Here is a 20,249-nt window from a genome sequence, read left to right as displayed (position 1 = left end):
GAAATCGGCGCACACCACGTCGCTCGTCATCACCGAGCGATCTCGCTGCGTCGCATGAAAGCCGCCCTCTCAGCTCAGCCAGCGATTATCGCGCACGATCGCCATGCGCTCCCAGCCACGGCCCAGGCCCCACACACGGCCGGCATGGCCGAGAGCGAGCGCGATGAGGATCGCGGCGTACAGGACGTGATAGTCGACCAAGGGGTTGGACGACATGCTCGGCTCACCGTTGGAGAGGTGGCGGGCCGGCGGCCATTCGGCGGCCCACATCAGCGCCATCATCACCGTGCCGGAGACCGCTGCGAACCGCAGCGCCACTCCTGCCATCACGGCTACGCCGATGGCCAGCAGCCCGAGCATGAAGAGCCAGTTCACCCAGACTTCACCGGCCATGCTGTGGAAGGTGGACTCGAGCGGGCCTGCTGCGACGCTGCTGAGGAAGCCCTTGGTCGGTGAACCGCCCTCGATCCAGCCTTTTCCCGAGGGCGTCGCATAGCGCCACCCGAATGTCTTGTCGAGGAAGGCCCAGAGGAAGACGAACCCGGTCAGGATCCGCACTCCCGCCAAGACTGCGGCGAACGTACTCGACTGGGTGACGTCGTGTGCCGCGACTGATGCCGCTGCGGCTGGCGCCCTGTGACGCGCGGGGAACCGTACCCCCGCCCATCGGCTCGAATGATTGTGAACTGCCATAGCGATCCTGACCTCCCGGCGCCGCCACTGCGAGTGCGGTGACTCCCTCAATGTCCCGGACCCACCGCCGTCGCACTGTGGGCCGAAGGACTGCGATGGGGGCCAACCGGCCCTAAAACGAGGCGTGGTCAGGTTCTCAACACAAGCAGCTGCAGCCGTGGACTCCTGAAGTGGCACCGTGCAGCATCGATGCACAGCGAACCCTCTGAGAAAGCAGGCGCGTTCAGATGAACGATCGAGAGGTCTCGCAGCAGCACCATCCAGTCGTTGCTGCCCACCGGTCCAAGCGCGCGGGCGATACGCAGTTGCGTATCGCCGATTCGATCACCAAGTTCGCCGGCTCCATGCTCTTCGTCTATCTCCATGCGGCCGGGTTTCTGCTCTGGATGCTCCTCATCGAGGGCAATCCGTGGCCCATGCTGACTCTCGTTGTATCGCTTGAAGCGATCTTCCTGTCCACCTTTGTCATGATCGGCCAGAACCGGCAGGCAGAGTTCCAGCAGGCAAAGGCCGATCACGACTTCGTCGAGCAGGAAGTGGAGTTGAAGACAAACACCGAGCTGACCCGGGCCATCCACGCCATGACCACCGAACTCCACCGCCGTTTGGTATCAGACCCCGACCAGCACTGACCGGACTTCTCCTGCCGGACCGCGTGCAGTATCCGGGCTCGCCGAACGACCGGTTTGATGCGTCGCACTGCGGGCTGAAGGCCAGCGACTGAACTTGCCAACGCACGCCAGTACCGGAAGGGACCAACCGCCTCTCAGCGCTCTTCTTGGTGTCGCGCAGCATCCGGATCTGTGGAGTTCGATCGGGTTCATCAAGCTCTTCGCCCTCTTCTCGGGGGATCGGCCTACTGTTCAGCGGCCACTCTCCGAAGGGTCTGTTCGCGCTGGTCCTCGGCTTCAACCGCTGGGTCGTTCGCGTCACCGCGTACGCAGCACTGATGACTGATACGTATTCGCCGTTTCGCCGACATCATTGCGCAGGTGCGCGGCCCGTCGTGTGGCTGCGGCCCCACAGGGTCTCCGCTCGTGCGGCTCCGAAGCCGACGAGACCGGCCGCTGCTGCCAGTGCCAGGCCAGTTCCGGTAGGCCGCGAGGTCTCAAGGATGTCGGCCAGGAAGGGCACGTAAATCGCTGCCACACCCATCCCCGCAGCTGCCGCCACCGCTACCGGCAGATACAGGTTGCGGCGGGTGAACAACCGCTCCCTGAGGCCGAGAGACACGCCAAGCTGAGCGGCCAACAGAGCAAGGAAGAGAACGGTCTGCCAAGGCCCGCCGGTGTGCCGGACCCACAGGCTCGCGCCAAGGCTGGCCGCGGTCACCAGCACCGACAGACGCAGGACCCGTTGCCACAGCCCATCGCCGAGGATGTGCTGATGAGGCGGCCTCGGCGGCTGCCGCATGGCATCCGGCGAAACAGGTTCGGCGCCCATGGCCACACCCGTCAGGCCATGAGTGAGCAGGTTGATCCACAGGATCTGCCCCGCACGCAGGGGGAGAGCGAGGCCGAAAAGCGGTCCGGCGAGCATGACCAGGATTTCCGCTGCTCCGCCGGCCAAGGCGTAGATCAGGAAGCGTCGGATGTTGGCATAGACACGACGCCCCTCCTCCACCGCGGAAATCACCGACGGCAGTTCGTCATCCACCAGGACGAGATCAGCAGCCTGCCGGGCCACCTCGGTGCCCCGGCGGCCCATGGCCACACCAATGTCCGACTGCCTCAAGGCCGGACCGTCGTTCACCCCGTCACCCGTCATCGCGGTGACTTCGCCCCGGTCCCGCCACGCCTGGATGATGTCCAGCTTCTGCTGGGGGGTTGTCCGGGCGAAAACCTTGACCTCGGTCAGGTCAGCCACACGTCCTGCGGCCAACTCCTCTCCGGTGGCGACACGGTGGGCCGAATCGGCGTCCTCTCCGGTGAGGATGCCCACCCGGACCGCGATCGCACGCGCGGTGGCCGGGTGGTCTCCCGTGATGAGCACGGGGGTGATCCCCGCACGGCGGCAGGCTTCCACGGTGGTCACCGCGGCCGGCTTGGGCGGGTCGCTGATGGCAGTCAGACCCAGTAGCCGCAGGCCGGCCTCGGCGTCTTCGATGGGGTCAGGCACCGTGGCAAGGTCGCCGGATGCCACGGCCAGCACCCGATAGCCGTGCGCGGACAGCTCAGCGGCTTCCTCACGCGCCTGCTCCAGCAGGGCCGGGCTGTCGTCGAGCAGTGCGCTGTCGAGCACCGCTTCCGGTGCACCCTTGAGGAAGGCTCTGACTGTCCCTGACGGGGTGCTGTGTGCAGTCAGCATGCGCTTGCGGAGGCTGTCGAAGGGGACTTCGCCGAGACGTGGATGGGTGCGCACGAGGTCATCGTGCGCACAGCCCGCCTTCTCGGCGCCGGCCAGGAGGGCGGCTTCGGTGGGGTCGCCGAGCGCCGACCACTGAGGGTTGTCCGCAGTCGGCGGGATCAGCGAGGCGTCATTGCAGAGCATCGCCGCGACGAGCAGCTCCCGCGCCGCCGCCTCGGCGTTGCCGGGGGCTCGGTTGTCGCCATGGCCCAAGGCTTGGAAGTCGCCCACCGGCTCGTATCCGCTGCCACCGAGGGTGACGGTGCCGTGCGGGGTCCACACGCGTTCCAGAACCATGCGTCCCTCGGTCAGGGTGCCGGTCTTGTCGGTCGCCAGTACGGTCACCGATCCGAGTGTCTCCACGGCGGACAGACGGCGCACCACGGCGTTGCGTGCGGCCATCCGCCGGGCACCGAGTGCCAACCCGAGGGTGACGACGGCCGGCAGCGATTCGGGCACCGCGGCAACGACCAGGCTGATGGCGGTGACCGCCATGGTTTCGAGCGACTGCCCACGTACCAGCCCGAGGATCAGGACGACCAGGCACAGTCCCACCGTCACCAAAGCCAGCACGCGTCCGAGGCCGGCCAGACGCTTTTGCAGCGGGGTAAGTTGCTGTCGAGGATGCAGTGAGGCGGCAATCCGGCCCAGTGCACTGTGCGCACCGGTGGCGGTCACGGTAGCGACCGCCCTGCCTCGCAGCACGACCGTGCCGGCCTGCAACAACTCGGCCTGCGGGCCAGAGCCGTGGGCGTCCTTGTCCACGGGCACCGATTCGCCGGTCAGTGCCGATTCGTCCACGAGCAATGCGGCAGCGTAGGCAAGGGTCGCGTCGGCAGGGATGATGTCTCCCTCACCAAGAAGGAGCGCGTCGCCCGGGACCACGGTGGACGACGGGATCTGCTGTTCCGCGCCGTCGCGTGTGACGCGTGTGGTGGGGGCGGTCATGGCGGAGAGCGCGGCGACCGCGTTGTCCGCTCGTACTTCCTGCGCCACACCGACCGTGGTGTTGAAGAGGATGACCACGCAGATGACGACGGCATCGGCATAGTCGCCGGTGGCCACGGTCAAGGCCACCGCAACCAGCAGCACAAGGATCAGCGGGTCCCGCAACTGGGCGAAGATCCGGGACCGGAGTGCTGTCTTCTGCTGCTCTCCCAGCTCGTTGGGGCCGTGACGTTCGAGGAGGCGCTCGGCCTCCTGCTGAGTCAGACCGGTGTCTCGCACGTGTTCCGGAGCCGCGGCGGCGAACGGTTGCGGCGGATTCACTGCATTCCTCCTCAGAGTGACCGATCACGGCGATGCCGAAGCCCGAGCCGGCCCGGCACGTCGCCTCGGCTGGCGCCCCGTGCCGTTCGTTACTCCCTCTCCCAGGCGGTCGTTGGGCCTCAGAGGAGCGCCTCGTACGCGGTGCGGCCACCGTCACGCCCTGCCCCTGGGCAGGTGAGGGCGTGGATTTGGCCTTGCGGCGGCGCATCGCGCACCCCATGTGGCGGGTCAGTACGTGGCCAATCCGCCCTGAGGGGGAATGACGACCAGTGGGCAGGTGGCCTGATGCAGGAGAACGTGGCTCACCGAGCCGACCAGCATGCCCCGAAATCCCCCGAGTCCGCGGGAGCCGACCACCAGACACCGGGCGTGAGCGGCAGTGTGCGCGAGGGCTCGCGCCGGGTGTCCGTACTTCACCTGATACTCGACCTCCACCTGCGGGTACTTCTCCCGCCAGCCCGCCGTCGCCTCCGAGAGTTCAGCCCGGGTCTGGTTCTCCACGTCGTCCCCTTCGCCGCCGAGCGAACGACCAGGATCAAGGTGGCGCACCGCAACCGCTCTCAGCCGCGCCCCGCACACAGCCGCCTCCTCGAAGGCGAATGCCATGGCATCGCGGGAGTTGGCCGAACCATCGACACCGATGACAACGAGGTGCGGGTCAGCGGCCGGCAGCTGCGGTTGGCGTGCCACCGCCACCGGACAGCCTGCGTGCGCGGTCAGAGTGACACCCAGCGGAGAGACCGAGAACAGCTGCTCCACCACGTTCAGCGGCTTCGCCCCCACCACCAGCAGTGCCGCCTCCGCTCCTTGTTGGACCAACACGCGGGCTCGCGGACCATCAGCGGTACGCGCGTCAACCTTCAGGTCAGGATGGTGCTTGTGGACGAGCTCCGCCGCTTCGCGCAGCACCATCTCGCCACTGGAACGGAAGTGAGCGCTCCAAGTGCGCTCAGGGTGCGCCCCCTGCGGACAGGGTTCCGCTCCCGGGGGCCACTCAAGGGCGTGCACCAGACGCAGCGGCAGATGCCGCAGCACTGCTTCCTCCGCGGCCCAGGCAACGCCGATCTTGCTCGCCTCCGACCGGCTTACGCCAACGACGACAGGCTGGGGAGTCTGGGCACTGGATACGGAAGCCATCACAGGACTCGCCTTCAGTTGGCAGCGCCTACACGCCGGTCTCGTCCAGCCTCCTCACACCGAACTCCGACGACGAGGGCCGAAGGGGACACACCATGGGCCGAAGGTCCCTGGGTAAGGTCGTCGCTCCGCCCACCAGTGCGCGGGTCCTCAGGGGCCTGGGGGACGCGGGAGTGCCCCGGGCCAGATCAAGAGAACGTAAGGGCCAGGCCCAATCCGGAGGTGCCGAGGGCTCGTTCGGTGGTCCTTCATCGGGATCTCTGCCCGAAGGTAGCCGTTGAGTGACCGACAGGACTACGGTGGGAGGACTGGCCCCAGCCCCCGGCTCCGCGAAACAACCGAGCAAGGGTTGTCATGCAGCACACGTTGAGGACCTACGAGGAGCGCTGGTCTCGAAGAGAGTCGCTCGTCTGGGACGAGAGCAGTCCACCCGGCGAGATCGAGACTCTTCGCGCAGAGAACGTGGAACTGCGTCAACGGCTGCGCAGGCGTGCGGTCACCCTGCGGGCTCAGGGCATGGTTATGGGGCTCGTGCCCTGTTCCAGCGAACACGCCAAGGACTTTCTCGCTGATCTGGCCGCCCACTGCGGTCTCACGGTGCGCGACGTCGCCCGGGCCCTCGTCGGCACGTTCGAGGGCCATCCACTCACGGCGAAGATGCAGCGCGAGCTCAGCAGCGCGGTGGTGCGCCTCAAGGACAGCACTCCGGCCTGAACGGGTCAGCCGCTCCTCCTTCCGGCCGGGCACTCCTGCTCCCTCGCCCGAAGATGCACGACACGGACCAGACACGACGGCGGTGTCGGACGGACCCGCGCTGCCGGGCAGAGGCCACACCCCCCGTTGCGGCGGGGATTGGACCACGAGAGGTTCGCATGTCTGAGAATCAGATCCGTCCGCCGAAGATCGACCAGGCGTTCCGCGTTTCGGACGGTCAACCAGTGGAGTTCGAAGGCAAGACGGTGCACCTCGCCTTCGGTATTTCCATGAAATGGGCGACGGCCAGGCTGGCGATCGCCTTCACCTCTTCCGTGAGCAAACCGCCCCAGGGTGTGTGCCTGGAACTGTCGGAAGGCGAGCTGCTCGTCAACGGCTCCCGGTCGTCGGGCGTCTGCCTGTGGGCCGACTCGGCACCGCCGGTGGTACACCTCGAGCCGTTGATCAAGCCCACCTCCACCTCAACGCTGCAGGTCTGGAACTGCTGGCGAGGCGGGGACGGGGAGCCCCAGATGTGGAGGGGCAACGCCGGTCTGCTCGTCGACCTCAACCCCGGCGCCTCCTACCGCTTCAGCTGCAGCGACGGCACGGGCCATGCCGACTTCACCGATCTCATCTTCGGCCTGGAGATCCAGGAGAAGACCAGCGACCCGTGGCTGGAGCCGCTGCCGCCCCGGACATTCACCCTCGGCGCGCACTCCACCCACCCCCGCAGCGCCGACGCGTGACCGCCGGCGCCCGGCGCCTCAGTCAGCAACGTCGCCGTAGTCCTCACGCATGGGCCGCAGCCCGGAGCGCACGCCAACGGTCACCGACAGCTGATGCTCTGGCGGACTCTCGCGCGGCCTGACGGGACACCCTCAGTTCAGGGCGGGGCGCATGCTCCGAGCCTTGTCCCCTGGACGATGGCGCGAAGTGGCTCGTGCTGAACACGAGCGGGCTCCTGCTGCTGAACACGGGGATCGGCATCCTGGCCCTGTGGAGTCACCCTGCCCGCCTGCGGATGACGGAGCGTCGATCGCTTCGGCCGACCTGGACGTGCACCACGCGGCACGGCTGACCCGATGCGGGTACCGCAGGACCAGGACGCCGATCCGGTACCGAGAGCTTGTCACCGCCGAGGTAGCCCTTCAGGGCTCAGCCGGCAGCCTTCATAGGCTAAGCCCCCGCCTATTTGGGCCCACGGTCAACAACGCAATCGTCGCGGGTTCCAGCCATCGTTCACAGTCGGCGCCAGCGCGCGGAGGCGAAGGAGAAGACGCCGAAGAGGATCAGCCCGATGGCGACAGCGACCAGCAGCCACGGCCCCATGGGGGTGTCGGTGAAGCTGCGGAGTGTGCCGTCCACGCCTTTGGCCTCGTCCGCGTCGAATTGGATGGCCGCGATCAGGATGAAGATCCCGGCGGCGGCGAACACGATTCCGCGTGCCACGCCGCCACTGACGCCGAGGCCGGTGACGATCTGTTTCGTGCGGGGGCTCATGGCGGCGGTGTCCAGCTGTCGCAGGAACTTGCGCATGGCCGCCCGTGCCGCGAGGACCGCGCCGATCCCGATCAGCAGGCATCCTCCGGCGGCCACGAGGATCTGTCCGTAGGGCAGTTTCAGCACGGATGCCGTCCAGTCCTTCGACTGCGCATTACCGCTGGATCCCTGGCCGCCACCGGCGGCATAGGTGGCGGTGGCCCAGCAGATGAAGCCGTAGAACAGCGCCCGGCCGCCGTCCAGAAGCCGCGAGGGAGTCTTGCGGTCGGGGCCGCAGGTGAGCACCGCTCGGGACGCGCGCCACAGGGCCATGCAGCCAAAGCCCGCGACCAGGACCCACAGCATGATCTTCCCGAAGGGCTGTTCCGCGATCTTCGCCAGCGCGCCCTGTCGGTCGGCCGACTTGCCACCGCTGCCAAGCGCCATCTGGACAGCCAGGGCGCCGATGAGGACGTACACGACTCCCCGCGCGGAAAAGCCCGCCCCGCGGTGGACAACGTCTGGTTCTCCGCTTATGCGAACTCCCATCGGTGTCTCACGAAGCAGGTCGTCGAGCGTGAATCACCGGGTCGGGTGAGTTTGGATGGAGCTGCCCGCGAGCTCCTATTTGCCGCGGCAAGGTGAGTACGCCGCATCGGGTGAGGACGGGCAGGAGCACGCGTGACCACTTCCGTGATTGCGGATCTCTACTCCACGCGCCACGCGCGCCTGGCTCACTGCCCAGCCCTCCCGGACGTTGGAGGAGTACTTGATAGGGCTGGTGTGCGCGAGGGGCAGCCATTTGTGCTTGGCGCGAACGGTTCGTACGACGTGCACCTGAACCGCTTTCTGCGTGAGCTGCCGAGTTGGGGGGTGCGAGCAGATAACAGCGTGATGGCGTATGCCCGTGATGTGACGCTGTTCGTCCGGTTCCTGGAGACGTCTCGGCGTGGCAAGCGGATCTGGGACTGCGATGGCGAGGATCTGCGGGCATATAAGCGGGTGCGGCTGTGGACGGACGGGCCGCAGGCGGTGTCGGTGGGAACGTGGAACCGGTCGGTGGCCGCGCTGGACAAGTGGGTTGCGTGGTCGCTTGACGCCGGGCTGCTGCCGCGGGCTCCGTTCCGGTACGTCGACAAGACGGTGATGACTCCGGCGGGGCCGCGCCGGGTGCATGTGAACGCGGAGATGGAGTCGGACCCCCAGGACGAGCCGTTGCGGTCCGTGGCATTCGAGGACTACCTGCTGTGGCGGAACGTGGGGCTGCGAGGGGAACTTCCGGAAGGGCGATCGGACTCGCGGTGGCGGGGCCGGCATGGGGAGCGCAACGGGCTGTTCGCCGACGTGCTCGTACACAGCGGGATGCGTCTGGGTGAGGGGGCCAGTCTGTTGGTGCCGGAGGTGCCGCCGTTGAGCGGTCCTGGGGAGATCCGTGTGGCTGGCGCCGTGGCGAAGCGGGGCAGGGGGCGGCGGGTGTACCTGCCGCCGCGCAAGGTGCGCCAGGTCCACCACTTCCTGGCGGTCGAGCGGGACGCGATCGTGGTCCAGTGCGCGGCCGCGGGCGGATTTCCGGGCTGGTCGGACGCCCGACAGGTGGCACGGGCCGGCCGGTACACGCTGCTGGCGCAGGGCGCTCAGCGGAGCTGGCCGTATGCGAGGATCTCGCCGACTGAGCGGCGCCGGCTGGCATGGGATGACAGCGGCGTGGTCTCGGGAGAGCCGCTGTGGTTGTGGCTTGCCGATGACGGTCGGCCGCTGCAGTTCGCTGCCTGGCATGCGGCGTTCCGGCGGGCGATGCCGCTGCGGACGCCCCTGGCCGAAGGTCCGGCAAGTGCCGAGGAGCCGATGGGCTGCTGAACAGTCGGATCTGCGCTCCGTCAGCGCGGTCACCGACCGCACCATCACGTCATCGTCACCGCCGCCAAGGAGACGGGCGTGACACACCGTCCGCCATCGCCCTCGGCTCCTGTGCGTCTTCGTACAGCTAGCCATCGTGCTCGTCCTGGAGCATGTGACGACGTTCCTGTTCGCGCTTGGAGTAGGCGGCTGCTCGGATCGCCTCGTCGCTCTCCAACCCTGATCCCAGCGCGCCGCCCACTGTGGCAGTCGAAGCCACGAACCATGACAACGTCCAGTAGTCCGTTGCATTCAACGGGTCCCGTGTCATGGAGGCGAACACTTGGTCATTGAGGATGAACAGCGCCCACACAAAGTTGATGAGCATCAGGCCCACGTAGCAGACGAGCACCCCGATACCCACGGTCAGGACCGTCGAGACGTTGTAGAGCCTCGCCCTCTGCCTCGCCTCCTGCGAGCCCTGTGCTGAGCGGTGCCAAAGCTGCGCGTCAACGATCAGCCAGCCGATCATGAGCGCCACGGACCCGAGCGTGGCGAACACGAGGCGTGGCGCGCTCAGAGAGTCGGCCAGGATCCAGACGGTGGAGTTCACCGTGGCAACGGCTCCCGTGGCGAGTGCGGCCGCCAGGGCTTTCGAGAGACCCGGCACCAACCGCCACGGCCGGTTGGCGCGGACCATACCGACGAGAACCCGTAGATAACCGCGCGGCCCGCTGATGACGTACCGGAGATCAGCGCTCTCCTCCTCGCCGACCGGGCTCGGACGAACGGGTGTGAGACGGCCGTCGACGGATTCCAGAAGCTGGCTTCGTGGAGGCCCCTCAGGCGGGCCCGCCAAGCCGAGCACGGCTTCTTCCACGGCCCGGCGAGCCCTCTTCTGCAGCCGGAAGCCCCCCAGCGAAGGTAGTGACAGCAGGGCCAAGCCGTGTTCGTGGCTCACATTCGCGACAAGCTTGCGGCCGTGCGAGTGCAGCGGGAGATCGGTGAGGGCGACGATGATGTCCCAATTCTCCGCACTGCCACGGTCTATGATCCGGCGCATCAAAGCGGGCGGGTCCTCGGTTCCTGAAGTGAAGGGCTCACTGATCACTTCGATCTCGAACCGCCGCCCCTGGCCGGACTTGTCGGCGAGCCGAGCAGGGAGCGTCCGGGCCATACGCTTTGCAATGTCGGTCGGTGCGTCCGGATCCGCCAGGAGGGCCACGACCGTAACGCTCTGGGACGACCCTTGCATCACTGGCCCTTCTCGTCGGCTGTCCCCGCGATGGCACGTGCTCACAGGATGCCCCCAGGCAAAGTCGACGCTGGGATGACACGCTGTCCCCCCGTACCCGGTGGCGTGTTCGCCACGGCGCCGTTTGCTGCACGCGATCGACTGGCGTGAGACCCGTCCGATCGATCTCCTCGCCCGGGACCACCTAGTTCATTCACCTGCTTGTTCTGCGGGTTGGTGTCCGGCCGCCTGAGGGGCCGTCGAGGAGAAGTCAACGTCGTGCCACGAACCGGCCCGTCACGGGCCGAGGTCCGTCGGGGCCTGCGGTGCGGACCAGATTGCCGACACTTTCCCGGTGCTCGTGCACGAGGCGGATCGCCATGGCACCTTCACCGGTGGCCGAGGCAACTCGTTTGACCGAGCCGCTTCTGACGTCGCCGGCTGCGAAGACCCCTGGAAGGCTGGTCTCCAGCAGCAATGGACCACGGCCGAGCGAGTCCCACCGGGTCGCGTCGGCAGCAGCCTGGGCGTCCGCCCCGGTCAGGACGAAGCCCTTCTCGTCCAGCGCGAGCACGCCCCTCAGCCACTCCGTGCGCGGGCGAGCCCCGATGAACACGAACAGCGCGGCGGCCCGCAGCGTGCCGCGCTCACCATTTGCGTTGTCCTCAACGCTCAGCGACTCCAGTTTCTCCTTCCCGGAGACGCCCCGGACTTCGGTATGGAGCAGCACCTCGATCTTCGGGTGCCGTTCCACCTGGTCCACCAGGTAACGCGACATGTCCGCGTTGAGGTCGCTGCCCCGGACGAGGAGGTGGACTCCGGACGCGTGGTGGGCCAGGAACAGCGCCGCCTGTCCGGCGGAGTTGCCTCCGCCGACAACGGCGACCGGGTCCGCCTCGCAGAGACTGGCCTCGTGCACGGTCGCCGCGTAGTAGACGCTGATGCCCTCCAGGCGGTCGATGCCGGGCACCTCGAGTCTGCGGTACCGGACACCTGAGGCGAGCACCACGGCGTCCGCCCGGACTTGGGACCCGTCTGTGAAGGTGACTACGTACTCGTCGTCCTGCGGGATGAGCCTGTTGACCTCGGCCGGGACCATGAGGCGGGCACCGAACTTGTGGGCCTGGAGCACCGCGCGTTCGATGAGCTCGCCTCCGGAGATGCCCGACGGGAAGCCGAGGTAGTTCTCGATGCGGGACGAGGTGCCTGCCTGGCCTCCGGTGGCCACGGCGTCGACGGAAATCGTGGTGAGGCCGTCGGAGGCGCCGTACACGGCTGCGGCGAGTCCTGCGGGGCCCGCGCCGACGACCATCACGTCGCACTGGGCGGCCTCCGCCGTGGGGGCGGGCAGCCCGATGAGCCTGGCGAGTTCGGCGTTGCTCGGATTGCGCAGCACCTGCTCGCCCTTCCAGAGGACCACCGGAGTTTCCTCGGGGCGGATGGAGAACCGACGCAGCAACGCCTCAGCCTCCTTGTCCCTCTCCAGATCCAGCCAGCGGTGGGGCAGCCGGTTGCGGGCAGCGAATTCACGTAGCCGCAGCGTGTCCCGCGAGTAGCACGATCCCAGGATGCGGAAGCCTGCGCCGAGGCCGATGAGAAGATGCCGTCGGCCCAGATACGCGCGGAGGATCAGGTCGCCGAGTACGGGGTCGCGGCCGACCAAGGTGCGTTGGCGCTCCACCGGTACTGCCAGGATCTCACCTGCCTCACGCACCACGGCGGTGTCGAACGCCGCCTGCCCCTCCAGCATCCCCAGTTCGCCCAAGAACCTGCCGGGTCCGTGTGCCGCCACCGTGCGCTCTTCCGGCCCGCCGTGGTCCTGGAGGATCTCGACGGTCCCGCTGAGGATGGCGAGGAACTCCCGGAAGGGCTCGCCCTCCCGGTACAGCACCTCACCTTCCGTGGTCCTGCGGCGCTCACCGTGCGCGGTCAGGTCCTGAAGCTGTTCCGGTGTCAGGCGCGGGAACGCCCCGTACCGGTCCGGCGTCTCGCGCACCGCACCATTCTTGTGCTGGGCAGTACTCATCAGACCAAAGCCTCATGGACGTAGCACCAGCGCCAGTCCTCTCCCGGTTGGAAGGACTGCACGACAGGGTGCTCGGCGCTGCCCGCGTGTCGTCGGGCGTGTTTGAGGGGTGAGGAGTCGCAGCAGCCGACGTGCCCACAGGTGAGGCAGAGCCGCAGGTGCACCCACGGGGAATGCTCCCTGAGGCACTCCTCGCAGCCCTGCGGGGTACGCGGCGTCACGGGCCGCACCATTGCCAGGTGCGGATCCGGAATCGTGGCCATGACGTTCTCCTCTCGTGGATGGTTGCTCGTCCGCCGGCCCCCGCGATGGCGTCGCAGTAGACGCCGCGGATCAGATTCGGCGTCCATGGTGTTTCACCGCCCACCGGTGATGTGCCGCCCTTCCAGGGCCTGCTCGACCCACTCGCGCAAGACAGGCGCAGGTGCCGCACCGGCCTGTCGGGCGATCGTCTCGCCCTGGTCTTGAACGAGCAGCGTGGGCACTGCTTGGACCTCGAACCGCCGGCTGACTCCTGGGTTCTTGTCGATGTCGACCTTGACGAGCTTGATCTGCCCGGCGAGGTCGCGGGCGACCTGTTCGAGGGCGGGGCTGACCATGCGGCAGGGGCCGCACCAGGTGGCCCAGAGGTCGACGACGACAGGTTGAACGGCGTCGTCGGCGACTTCGGTGAAGTCATCGTCACTGGCATCGACGACCCAGGGCAGCGGTTGCTTGCAGTGGCCGCATTTGGGGCGCCCCTCGGCGGCGGCAGGAATCCGGTTGGCGCGCCCACAGTGCGGGCAGGTCACCGTCGTTGTACGGGTGGTGTTCACGCTGCCCTCGCTTCCGGGGCCTCTTCCCACTGGTCGTAGGTGACCACCAGCTCGCCGTGTTCGGCATCGACGCGGACCGTCGCGCCGTCCTGGACGTCGCCGCGCAAAAGGGCACGCCCGACCAGCGTCTCAACCTCGTGCGAGATGTATCGCCGCAGTGGCCGGGCCCCGTACACCGAGTCGTAGCCCTGGTGGGAAATCAGCTCTCGGGCCGCATCGGTGAGTTCTACGGCGATGCGGCGTTCCGCAAGACGCCGGCGCAGTTCGTCGAACTGCAGCTCCACGATTCGTTCGATCTGCCGCTCGCCCAGCGGCTTGAACAGCACGATGTCATCGACGCGGTTGAGGAACTCCGGACGGAAGTGCCCGCGAAGCTCGCCCATCACCAGGGCGCGGGCGTCAGGCTTGATCTCACCCTCGGCGGTGGCGCCATCGAGGAGGTGCTCGGAGCCGATGTTGGACGTCATGATGATCACGGTGTTGCGGAAATCGACGGTGCGGCCCTGAGCATCGGTGATGCGGCCGTCATCGAGGATTTGCAGCAGGGTGTTGAAGACGTCGCCGTGTGCCTTCTCGATCTCGTCGAACAGCACAACCGAGTACGGCTTGCGGCGTACGGCCTCGGTGAGCTGGCCGCCTTCCTCGTAGCCGACGTATCCGGGTGGTGCGCCCATGAGCCTGCTGACGGTGTGCCGCTCCTGGTACTCACTCATGTCGAGGCGGACCATGTTCTCCTCGGAGTCGAACAGCGCCCGGGCGAGAGTCTTGGTCAGCTCGGTCTTACCGACGCCGGTGGGGCCGAGGAAGATGAAGGAACCGATGGGGCGGCGAGGGTCGCGGATGCCGGAGCGGGCGCGGATGATCGCGTCGGCGACGAGCTGGATGGCCTCGTCCTGGCCGACGACGCGCTCGCGAAGGATCTCGTCGAGGCGCAGCAGCTTGTCGCGTTCCCCCTCCTGCAGGCGAGCGACCGGGATGCCGGTCCAGGCGGCGACGATCTCTGCGATCTCCTCTTCGGTGACCACTTCGCGCAGCAACCGGTTCTGTCCCTGCCTGGTGGCCAGCTGCTCCTCCTCCGCTGCGAGTCGGCGCTCCAGGTCCTGGAGGCGGCCGTATCGGAGTTCGGCGGCACGGTTGAGGTCGTAGGCGCGTTCGGCCTCCTCCGCATCGTGGCGGACCTGCTCCAGTTCCTGGCGCAGCTCCTGCACACGCCGGATCGCCTGCCGTTCGGCCTCCCACTGAGCGTGTTTGGCGTCGGCCTCACCGCGCAGGTCGGCCAGTTCCTTGCGCAGCTCCTCCAGGCGGGCCTTGCTGGCGGGGTCGCTCTCTTTGGAGAGGGCGGCTTCCTCGATCTCCAGGCGGGTGACGCGGCGGGTGACCTCGTCGAGTTCGGCAGGCATGGAGTCGATCTCGGTACGCAGCCGGGCGCATGCCTCGTCGACGAGGTCGATGGCCTTGTCGGGCAGGAATCGATCGGTGATGTAGCGGTGGCTGAGGGTGGCGGCGGCGACCAGTGCGGTGTCTTGGATCTTGACGCCGTGGAAGACCTCCAGGCGCTCACGCAGTCCGCGCAGGATGGAGATGGTGTCCTCGAGGCTGGGCTCATCGACCAGGACCTGCTGGAACCGTCGTTCGAGGGCTGCGTCCTTCTCGATGTGTTTGCGGTACTCGTCGAGGGTGGTGGCGCCGATCATGTGCAGTTCGCCGCGGGCGAGCATCGGCTTGAGCATGTTCCCCGCGTCCATGGCCCCTTCGGCGGCGCCCGCACCGACGACGGTGTGCAGTTCGTCGACGAAGAGCAAGATGCCGCCTTGTGCAGCCTTGACCTCGCTGAGCACGGCCTTGAGGCGTTCCTCGAACTCACCTCGGTATTTGGCGCCGGCGACCAGGGAGCCCATGTCGAGGGCGAACACGATCTTGTCGCGGAGCCCCTCGGGGACGTCGCCGCGCACGATGCGCTGGGCGAGGCCCTCGATGATGGCGGTCTTGCCGACGCCGGGGTCTCCGATGAGGACGGGGTTGTTCTTGGACTTGCGGCTCAAGATCTGGGTGACGCGGCGGATCTCGGCGTCCCGGCCGATGACCGGGTCCATCCTGCCTTCCTTGGCCTCGGCGACGAGATCGCGGCCGTACTTCTCCAGCGCCTCGTAGGCCACTTCAGGGTTGGCGGAGGTGACACGCTGGTTACCGCGGACCTGGGTGAGCGCGCCGAGGAACGAGTCCCTCGTGATCCCTGCCTGGTTGAGCAGACGCCCGGCGGCTGTTGATGCCCCCTCTTCAGCCAGGGCGAGCAGGAGGTGCTCCACGGACACGTACTCGTCCTTGAGGCGTTTGGCCTCCCGTTCAGCGGCGTCGAGCAGGCCGGCGAGGCGCTGAGTGACGAAGACCTGGCCGGGTGCCGCACCGGGGCCGGTGGCCTTCGGGCGGCGGGAGAGTTCCTCGCGCACGGCCGCGCGCAGTTCCTTCGGCTCGGTTCCGGCCTGTTGCAGCAGCCGTGGGATCAGACCGTCCTCCTGATCGAGGAGTGCGAGCAGCAGGTGTTCTCCGTCCACTTCGGTCTGGCCCATGCGGCCGGCCGCGGACTGGGCCTCCTGGAGGGCTTCTTGGGATTTCTGTGTGAGACGGTTCATGTCCATGGGGGTGTGTCACTCCTCGTGCCGCGGCCACGCAGGGCGGTTTCGAGCAGGCTGATGCGGTCGAGCAGGTCGAGCACCAGGCCGATGGATGCGTAATTGAGGCAGAGTCCGGAGCGCAGCCGCTGGATGCGGGCAAGTACCGCTGGGGCACCGGGGTCGAAAACCAGGTGGCCGGCGGCGTCGGGTTCGGCGTCGACCAGCCCGAGGGCGACGAACCGGCGGACCAGATCAGGATGGAGACCCGATCGACGGGCCACGGCCTCCAGGGAAAGCCTCGGGGCGGGAACAAGCGCATAGCGAGCGGCCGTCGAAGCGGTGGCGACATAGGTGACCGGCTGTACCGGACGGTCGCCTGCACCGGACCGGCTGATGCCTGCCTCTCTCGTGGGTCGGTCGTTCATCGCGTCCTCCTGGGGTCGAATGAGGAGGCCGCGGCGAGCTCCTCGAACAGTTCACGCTCCCGGTCGTCAAGCGTGGGCGGCACCATGACGCGCAGTTCGGCGTACAAGTCGCCGTTCGCACCGCGCGGGTTGGGCATGCCTTCGCCGCGCAGCCGCAGCCGACGGCCGCTGGACGAGCCGGCAGGCACTGTCACCTTGGCTGTGCCACCGCCGGGGGTGGGCACCGGCACGGTCGCACCCAGGGCGGCCTCCCAGGGGGTGACCGGAACCTGCACGTGGACATCGCGGCCGTCCAGCCGGAATCGGGGGTGGGGGCGAATCCTCACCCGCAGGTGCAGGTCGCCCGCGGGTGCGGCACCACTGCCACGCCCTCCCTCGCCAGCCAGCCGGATGCGCTGCCCGTCGGTGACGCCCGGCGGGACGTCGACCTCGTAGCGCCGCGGCTGCCCGGTGGGTCCGGCGAGTGTGACGGTACGGCGTCCGCCCTTGTACGCCTCCTCTACGGTGAGCGGCAGTTCGGCCTCCTGGTCGGCTCCCGGTACGCCTGCGGAGCCGGCGCCGGCTCCTGCGCCGAAGAGCGAGCCGAGCAGATCCTCGATGTCGACGTCCTCGGCTGAGAAGCCGTCGCCGAAGCCTGTGGTGTACCGGACTCCGGGGCCGCCTGCGCCTGCGTTCCGCCGGGTGCGGAATCCGCCACCCGCTCCGGCCCCGACCCGGTCGTCGAAGTCTTCGGGGATCTTGCGGAAGTCTTCGCCGAACCGGTCGTAGCGTGCCCGGGTCTTCGGGTCGGACAGGGCGCTGTATGCCTCGTTGAGGTCCTTGAAGCGTTCCTCCGCCCCCGGGTCCTTGTTGACGTCGGGATGGTGGCTACGAGCGAGCTTGCGATATGCCTGCTGAATCTCGTCCTGGCTCGCGGTCGGCGACACCCCCAGCACTTCGTAGAAGTCCCGTGCCATGACAGATCACTCCCGCTTCGCGACAGTCACGGTGGCGGGCCTGAGCTGCCGATCGCCGTCGCCGTACCCCGGACGCAGCACCTGGACGACGGTGCCCGGCTCGACGTCGGGGTCGTCGACCACGCTGACCACCTCATGCCGGGCCGGGTCGAAGGCGACGCCGGTTTCCGCGTGCCGCGGGTAGCCGAGCAGTTCGAGGACGTTCACCGCTTGGTCGCGGACTGCCCGGATGCCTTCCACGATCGCATCCGAACCGGCGTCGGCGTGGGACAGGGCGAGTTCGAGGTTGTCCAGGACGGGCAGGAAGGCCGCCGCGGTACGGGAACGCTCGACCGTCCGCTCCCGCTCCAGTTCCCTGGCGTGACGCTTGCGCAGGTTGTCGAGGTCGGCGAGCGCGCGCCGCCAGCGGTCCTCCAGTTCCTGCATCGCGGCTGTGTACTCGTCCTCCGCGGGTGCGGGGCGGACGGCATCGGGTCCCGTTTCGTCGTTCGCCGCGGGTGTCCAGGGAGGCGGGCCGGGTTGACGCGACTCCTCGCCCGGAAGGCGTGCGGCGCCTTCCGGGGCAGGTTCGGTCGGTGTGGCCCGGTCGGGTTCTTGGGGGTGGCGGGGCATGACGGCCTCAACCCTTGTCGAACTCGGCGTCGATGACATCGTCGTCACCGCTGCCACCACTCGGGGAAGCGCCGGTGGCGGCGTCCTGGCCCGGGCCTCCCGTGGCGGTGGCACCCTGCTGGGCAGTCAGTCCGGCGAGGACCTGCTGGAGTTCGGAGGCCAGTGGCCGCACGCGCTCCACGCCCGCCTCCTCCTTGACCGCCGCACGGGCATCGGAGACGAGCATCTCGGCGCGCGCCTTCTCGTGCGCGGGAGCTGCGTCGCCCAGTTCGGCGAGGCGCTTCTCGACCTGGTACGCGATGGCGTCGAGCTCGTTGCGGGCGTCGACGGCCTCGCGGAGCTCTCGGTCCTGGCCCTGGTTACGCTCGGCCTCCTGGACCATGCGCTCGACCTCGCTGCGGTCCAGATTGGAGCTTTCGCTGATGGTGATGCCCTGTTCCTTGCCGGTGTCCCCATCACGCGCCTTGACATTGAGGATGCCGTTGGCGTCGATGTCGAAGGTGACCTCGATCTGAGGTTCGCCTCGCGGTGCCGGCCGGATGTCGGTGAGCTGGAACCGGCCGAGCACCCGGTTGTCGGCAGCCCGCTCGCGCTCACCCTGGAGGACCACCACATCGACGGCCGGCTGGCTGTCTTCGGCGGTGGAGAACGTCTCGGTACGCCGCACCGGGATGGTGGTGTTCCGCTCGATGATCTTCGTCATGACTCCGCCGCGCGTCTCGACGCCCAGCGACAGGGGCGTGACATCGAGCAGCAGGACGTCCTTGACCTCACCCTTGAGCACCCCGGCCTGGATCGCGGCGCCCAGGGCCACGACCTCGTCGGGATTGACGCTCATGTTGGGGTCCTTGCCGCCGGTCAGCCGGCGGACCAGGGCCTGGACCGCCGGTATGCGTGTGGAGCCGCCTACGAGGATGACCTCGTCGATGTCGCTCTCACCTACCTTGGCGTCGGCCATTGCCTGCTGGACCGGCTCCAGGCACCGCTCCACGAGGTCGCCGGTGATCTGCTCGAACGTGGACCGCATGACGGAGTCGGTGAGGTGTTTGGGGCCCGCGGCGTCGGCGGTGATGAACGGCAGGCTGACCTGCGTCTGCGTCACCGAACTGAGCTCGGTCTTGGCCTTCTCCGCCGCCTCGAACAGTCGTTGCAGCGCCTGCGGGTCATTCCGCAGGTCGATGCCGTTCTCCTTCTGGAAGCCGTCCGCGAGATGGTCCACCAGACGTCGGTCGAAGTCGTCGCCGCCCAGGTGGCTGTCCCCGGCGGTGGAGCGAACCTCCACCACGCCGTCGCCGACATCGAGGATGCTCACGTCGAAGGTGCCGCCGCCCAGGTCGAAGACGAGGACAGTCTCGTGCTGCTTCTTGTCCATGCCGTACGCGAGGGCGGCCGCCGTCGGCTCGTTGATGATCCGCAGCACCTCCAGGCCCGCGATCCGACCGGCATCCTTGGTGGCTGTGCGCTGCGCGTCGTTGAAGTAGGCGGGCACCGTGATGACCGCCTCCGTGACGCGCTCCCCCATCTGCTTGGAGGCGTCGTCGGCGAGTTTGCGCAGCACTTGTGCGCTGATCTCCTCAGGCGCGTACAGCTTGTCACGCACTTTGAAGCGGGCCGCACCGCCGTCGCCCTCGACGACGTCGTACGCCACCGCTTTCGCCTCGTCGGAGATCTCGTCGAAGTGCCGGCCTATGAATCGCTTGGCCGAGTAGATGGTGCCCTTGGGGTTGAGGATCGCCTGGCGCCGGGCCATCTGGCCCACCAGGCGCTCCCCGGTGTCGGTGAAGGCAACCACGGACGGTGTCGTCCGGTTGCCCTCGGTGTTGGGCACGACGGACGGCTCGCCGCCCTCCCACACGGCGATCACCGAGTTGGTGGTACCCAGATCGATACCCACTGCCCTGGCCATGAGGAACTCCTCCCGGTGGTGCGGCCTGCGCCGATTCCCGGTTCGCTTTCGTTCAGGTGCGGATAGGACCTCCGCGAGTCGCCCTCGGCGCGCCAGGTACTGCGTCGTCGCCGCCACCTCGTACCGGCCCGACTTCGTCGAGGTACCGGCCTGGCTTCGTCGAGCGAAGCGAGGCACAACCCCGGCAACCGCACCAGCACGGCAGCG

Annotated in this window: 17 protein-coding genes; 4 read left to right on the top strand and 13 right to left on the bottom strand. The window is 68.0% G+C overall.

Annotated features, from left to right (window positions below; translation table 11 throughout):
* Nucleotides 1-69: 69 nt before the first annotated feature.
* Nucleotides 70-693, bottom strand: coding sequence for a hypothetical protein (locus tag AC07AG_RS05505; RefSeq protein ID WP_478752042.1), 624 nt, complete (start codon nucleotides 691-693; stop codon nucleotides 70-72).
* 227 nt (nucleotides 694-920) lie between these two features.
* Between AC07AG_RS05505 and AC07AG_RS05500 the strand changes: the two genes are divergently transcribed.
* Entirely contained in the window at nucleotides 921-1,325 is a 405-nt protein-coding gene (locus AC07AG_RS05500) for a DUF1003 domain-containing protein (protein WP_478752040.1), read from the top strand.
* 349 nt (nucleotides 1,326-1,674) lie between these two features.
* On the opposite strand, the gene AC07AG_RS05495 is transcribed toward AC07AG_RS05500, so the two are convergent.
* A complete protein-coding gene (locus tag AC07AG_RS05495) occupies nucleotides 1,675-4,308 on the bottom strand; it encodes a cation-translocating P-type ATPase (RefSeq protein WP_478752038.1) in 2,634 nt (877 codons plus the stop codon).
* A 228-nt stretch (nucleotides 4,309-4,536) separates the two neighbouring features.
* Nucleotides 4,537-5,445 (bottom strand): universal stress protein, encoded by a 909-nt coding sequence (locus tag AC07AG_RS05490; RefSeq protein WP_478752036.1) that lies wholly within the window; start codon nucleotides 5,443-5,445, stop codon nucleotides 4,537-4,539.
* A gap of 354 nt (nucleotides 5,446-5,799) precedes the next feature.
* Here AC07AG_RS05490 and AC07AG_RS05485 point away from each other — a divergent pair, with 354 nt between their 5' ends.
* Both AC07AG_RS05485 and AC07AG_RS05480 read left to right on the top strand, forming a co-directional pair.
* A complete protein-coding gene (locus tag AC07AG_RS05485; RefSeq protein ID WP_478752035.1) occupies nucleotides 5,800-6,159 on the top strand; it encodes an ANTAR domain-containing protein in 360 nt (119 codons plus the stop codon).
* Between the two features lie 158 nt (nucleotides 6,160-6,317).
* Complete coding sequence (locus tag AC07AG_RS05480) at nucleotides 6,318-6,887, top strand: hypothetical protein (RefSeq protein WP_478752033.1); 570 nt, start codon at nucleotides 6,318-6,320, stop codon at nucleotides 6,885-6,887.
* Nucleotides 6,888-7,380: 493 nt separating this feature from the next.
* Here AC07AG_RS05480 and AC07AG_RS05475 read toward each other — a convergent pair whose 3' ends face one another.
* Complete coding sequence (locus AC07AG_RS05475; RefSeq protein WP_478752031.1) at nucleotides 7,381-8,169, bottom strand: DUF1206 domain-containing protein; 789 nt, start codon at nucleotides 8,167-8,169, stop codon at nucleotides 7,381-7,383.
* 255 nt (nucleotides 8,170-8,424) lie between these two features.
* On the opposite strand from AC07AG_RS05475, the gene AC07AG_RS05470 reads away from it, so the two are divergent.
* Nucleotides 8,425-9,477 (top strand): site-specific integrase, encoded by a 1,053-nt coding sequence (locus tag AC07AG_RS05470; RefSeq protein ID WP_478752029.1) that lies wholly within the window; start codon nucleotides 8,425-8,427, stop codon nucleotides 9,475-9,477.
* Nucleotides 9,478-9,604: 127 nt separating this feature from the next.
* On the opposite strand, the gene AC07AG_RS05465 is transcribed toward AC07AG_RS05470, so the two are convergent.
* The 9 genes from AC07AG_RS05465 to dnaK all read right to left on the bottom strand — a co-directional run bounded on the left by AC07AG_RS05465 (nucleotide 9,605) and on the right by dnaK (nucleotide 20,042).
* Entirely contained in the window at nucleotides 9,605-10,681 is a 1,077-nt protein-coding gene (locus AC07AG_RS05465) for a hypothetical protein (protein WP_478752028.1), read from the bottom strand.
* 280 nt (nucleotides 10,682-10,961) lie between these two features.
* Complete coding sequence (locus AC07AG_RS05460; RefSeq protein ID WP_478752027.1) at nucleotides 10,962-12,716, bottom strand: FAD-dependent oxidoreductase; 1,755 nt, start codon at nucleotides 12,714-12,716, stop codon at nucleotides 10,962-10,964.
* Nucleotides 12,716-12,979, bottom strand: coding sequence for a UBP-type zinc finger domain-containing protein (locus AC07AG_RS05455; protein ID WP_383278451.1), 264 nt, complete (start codon nucleotides 12,977-12,979; stop codon nucleotides 12,716-12,718). Before AC07AG_RS05455 ends, AC07AG_RS05460 begins: the two co-directional genes overlap by 1 nt.
* A gap of 93 nt (nucleotides 12,980-13,072) precedes the next feature.
* Nucleotides 13,073-13,531, bottom strand: a complete 459-nt coding sequence (gene trxA / locus AC07AG_RS05450) for a thioredoxin (RefSeq protein ID WP_478752025.1) — start codon at nucleotides 13,529-13,531, stop codon at nucleotides 13,073-13,075.
* Entirely contained in the window at nucleotides 13,528-16,167 is a 2,640-nt protein-coding gene (clpB, locus tag AC07AG_RS05445; RefSeq protein WP_478752023.1) for an ATP-dependent chaperone ClpB, read from the bottom strand. The genes trxA and clpB overlap by 4 nt, the downstream gene beginning before the upstream one ends.
* The gene (locus tag AC07AG_RS05440; RefSeq protein WP_478752021.1) at nucleotides 16,158-16,568 is read right to left on the bottom strand and encodes a chaperone modulator CbpM; all 411 of its coding nucleotides are present in this window, start codon (nucleotides 16,566-16,568) and stop codon (nucleotides 16,158-16,160) included. The genes clpB and AC07AG_RS05440 overlap by 10 nt, the downstream gene beginning before the upstream one ends.
* Nucleotides 16,565-17,524, bottom strand: a complete 960-nt coding sequence (locus AC07AG_RS05435; RefSeq protein ID WP_478752019.1) for a DnaJ C-terminal domain-containing protein — start codon at nucleotides 17,522-17,524, stop codon at nucleotides 16,565-16,567. Before AC07AG_RS05435 ends, AC07AG_RS05440 begins: the two co-directional genes overlap by 4 nt.
* A gap of 6 nt (nucleotides 17,525-17,530) precedes the next feature.
* The gene (locus tag AC07AG_RS05430; RefSeq protein ID WP_478752017.1) at nucleotides 17,531-18,136 is read right to left on the bottom strand and encodes a nucleotide exchange factor GrpE; all 606 of its coding nucleotides are present in this window, start codon (nucleotides 18,134-18,136) and stop codon (nucleotides 17,531-17,533) included.
* A 7-nt stretch (nucleotides 18,137-18,143) separates the two neighbouring features.
* Nucleotides 18,144-20,042 carry a molecular chaperone DnaK gene (gene dnaK, locus AC07AG_RS05425; protein WP_478752015.1) on the bottom strand — a complete coding sequence of 633 codons (1,899 nt, stop codon included), beginning with the start codon at nucleotides 20,040-20,042 and terminating at the stop codon, nucleotides 18,144-18,146.
* Nucleotides 20,043-20,249 lie beyond the last annotated feature (207 nt).

Source organism: Streptomyces sp. NPDC044044 (assembly GCF_056434405.1).
This window is presented reverse-complemented; position numbering and strand designations above follow the sequence as displayed.

Bases quoted from the DNA above. Each gene is read 5' to 3' on its own strand.
- AC07AG_RS05485 (WP_478752035.1), top strand. From the start codon at position 5,800: ATGCAGCACACGTTGAGGACCTACGAGGAGCGCTGGTCTCGAAGAGAG.
- clpB (WP_478752023.1), bottom strand. From the start codon at position 16,167: ATGGACATGAACCGTCTCACACAGAAATCCCAAGAAGCCCTCCAGGAG.
- AC07AG_RS05500 (WP_478752040.1), top strand. From the start codon at position 921: ATGAACGATCGAGAGGTCTCGCAGCAGCACCATCCAGTCGTTGCTGCC.
- AC07AG_RS05440 (WP_478752021.1), bottom strand. From the start codon at position 16,568: ATGAACGACCGACCCACGAGAGAGGCAGGCATCAGCCGGTCCGGTGCA.
- AC07AG_RS05435 (WP_478752019.1), bottom strand. From the start codon at position 17,524: ATGGCACGGGACTTCTACGAAGTGCTGGGGGTGTCGCCGACCGCGAGC.
- AC07AG_RS05480 (WP_478752033.1), top strand. From the start codon at position 6,318: ATGTCTGAGAATCAGATCCGTCCGCCGAAGATCGACCAGGCGTTCCGC.
- AC07AG_RS05505 (WP_478752042.1), bottom strand. From the start codon at position 693: ATGGCAGTTCACAATCATTCGAGCCGATGGGCGGGGGTACGGTTCCCC.
- AC07AG_RS05475 (WP_478752031.1), bottom strand. From the start codon at position 8,169: ATGGGAGTTCGCATAAGCGGAGAACCAGACGTTGTCCACCGCGGGGCG.
- AC07AG_RS05455 (WP_383278451.1), bottom strand. From the start codon at position 12,979: ATGGCCACGATTCCGGATCCGCACCTGGCAATGGTGCGGCCCGTGACG.
- AC07AG_RS05430 (WP_478752017.1), bottom strand. From the start codon at position 18,136: ATGCCCCGCCACCCCCAAGAACCCGACCGGGCCACACCGACCGAACCT.
- AC07AG_RS05490 (WP_478752036.1), bottom strand. From the start codon at position 5,445: ATGGCTTCCGTATCCAGTGCCCAGACTCCCCAGCCTGTCGTCGTTGGC.
- AC07AG_RS05460 (WP_478752027.1), bottom strand. From the start codon at position 12,716: ATGAGTACTGCCCAGCACAAGAATGGTGCGGTGCGCGAGACGCCGGAC.
- dnaK (WP_478752015.1), bottom strand. From the start codon at position 20,042: ATGGCCAGGGCAGTGGGTATCGATCTGGGTACCACCAACTCGGTGATC.